Source organism: Rhodopseudomonas sp. BR0M22 (assembly GCF_010907035.1).
Lineage (GTDB): Bacteria > Pseudomonadota > Alphaproteobacteria > Rhizobiales > Xanthobacteraceae > Rhodopseudomonas.
Genome location: NZ_QUMK01000139.1, coordinates 1 through 2,021, shown reverse-complemented (window position 1 = coordinate 2,021; position 2,021 = coordinate 1). Strand labels below are relative to the sequence as shown.

Genomic DNA, 2,021 nt, shown 5'->3' with positions numbered 1-2,021 from the left:
ACGCCGAGCAGCGGCGTGGTCAGGTTGGCGACCATCGCCGGGCCGGCGATGGCGAACACCTGCCGGATGGTTACGGGCGAATTCGCGGATCCCACGGCAGGCGTGTCGCGTCGGTTCAGCGTCCGCGTGGCGTGCTGAACAGTCGGCTCAGCAGCCAGATCGGGATCACGATTACAGCACCGAGCAGGAAGTAACGCCACAGCCCGCTGATCGCGTCGAAGCCGAGGTCCCAGATCCGTTCGAACATCAGGCGGATGCTGACGAGGATGTTCCACGGGTCGAGGCCGATCGTCGCCAGCACGACGCCGACCAGGACCGACATCAGGATCAGGCGAAACGCCACGGCCATCGGCGAGCCGCCGAGAAAGCGGGTCATTCTGTCGTCATTGGCCGGCAGATCCCGGATGTCGTCTCGCATCGTCATGGTCCTCGCGCGCGTGGCTGGCGCATCATATTCGGTGCAGGGCAGATGGGAAACCGGCGCCGTGCCGTCAATGCCCGCGCCCGGCGGCTGCCGGCGGATTTACGGTTTCCGCCTTCAGCATCCGCTCCAGCGTCTCCAGCCGGTCTGCATCCTTCGGCGGTTTGTCCCAGCGCAGCCGGCTGATGCGTGGAAACCGCATCGCCACGCCGGATTTGTGGCGCGGCGACCGCTGCAGCCCTTCGAACGCGACTTCCAGCACCAGGCCTTTGTCGGGCTCGTGCACGACGTGGCGAACCGGGCCGAATTTCTCGGTGGTGTTGCGACGGACGAAGCGATCGATCTGCAACAGCTCTTCGTCGGTGAAGCCGAAATACGCCTTGCCGACCGGGACGAGCTGATCGCCGCCGTCGCCTTCAGTCCAGACCCCGAACGTGTAGTCGGAATAATACGACGAGCGCTTGCCGTGGCCGCGCTGTGCGTACATCAGCACCGCGTCGATGATGTGCGGGTCGTGCTTCCACTTCCACCACTGGCCCTTAGGTCGGCCCGGCAGATACGGCGCGTCGCGCCGCTTCAGCATCACGCCTTCGACCGCGTCGGCATCCGGTCCGGCGCCGGCAGCCCCCGGATCGCGCCGTGCGGCGCGGAGGCCCTCCCAATCGCCGAAGGTGACGCGCGGCGACAGATCGACCTTGGGGTCGTCGAGCCGGGTGATGAAGCCCTCCAGCCGCGCGCGACGTTCGGCGAACGGCAGCGTCCGCAGATCCTCGTCGCCGTCGCCGAGCAGGTCGTAGGCGCGCAGATGGATCGGATAGTCCTTGGTCAGCTTCGGGGTGACCGATTTGCGGTTCAGCCGCTGCTGCAGCACGTTGAACGACTGCACGCGACGATCGCGCAGCACCAGCAGCTCGCCGTCGATCGCACCCGGCAGGCGCAGCGAGGGCAACAGATCGGGGAAGCTCATGGTGATGTCTTCGCCGCTGCGCGAATACAGCCGCACAACGCAGTCGCCCTGCTCATTGAGGCCGCTGACTGCCTGGACACGGATGCCGTCCCATTTCCATTCGGCGATGTAGTCGGTCGGATTCATGGCTGCAAAGTCGCTGTCTTCGATCGCTTGCGCCAGCATCACCGGCCGGAACGGTGCCGGATCGCGATTGACCGGCTGCGGGCCGCGGCCTTCGAGCCAGGCGAACAGCTCGTGGTATGGCGGCTCGAGACCCGGCCACACCAGCTCGACGTCGTGCGGATCCTTGTCGCCGAGCGCTGCAGCCGCGGTCTTGGCCAGCCGGGCCGACACACCGATCCGCAAGGCACCGGTCACCAGCTTCAGCAGCGCCCAGCGACCGGTCTCGTCGAGGTCATCCAGCCATCGCGCCAACTGCGCCGGCAGCTCCGCCTTGCCGAGACTGTGCAGCGTGGTGACGATCTCGGTGAGCGTGGGAGGAGGAGGGTTGTTGTGGCCTGGGGTCGTTGTCGCGCTGAGTTCAGAACCACTGTCCTCTCCCGCTGCAGGGCGAGCTCCCTCTCCCGCTTGCGGGAGAGGGTTGGGGTGAGGGCGCCCCGAGACGAGGCTCCCGTCGCAGCCCCCCACCCC

The 2,021-nt window shown here is 66.9% G+C and carries 2 protein-coding genes; both read right to left on the bottom strand.

Going from position 1 to position 2,021, the window contains the following annotated elements:
- Positions 1 to 115 precede the first annotated feature (115 nt).
- Positions 116 to 418, bottom strand: a complete 303-nt coding sequence (locus DY468_RS24450; RefSeq protein ID WP_164608194.1) for a DUF6460 domain-containing protein — start codon at positions 416 to 418, stop codon at positions 116 to 118.
- Positions 419 to 491: 73 nt separating this feature from the next.
- On the bottom strand, positions 492 to 2,021 hold a 1,530-nt coding region (locus DY468_RS24445; RefSeq protein ID WP_164608192.1), incomplete at its 5' end, for an ATP-dependent DNA ligase.

Coding starts and splice junctions, on each gene's coding strand:
- DY468_RS24450 (WP_164608194.1), bottom strand. CDS start 418: ATGCGAGACGACATCCGGGATCTGCCGGCCAATGACGACAGAATGACC.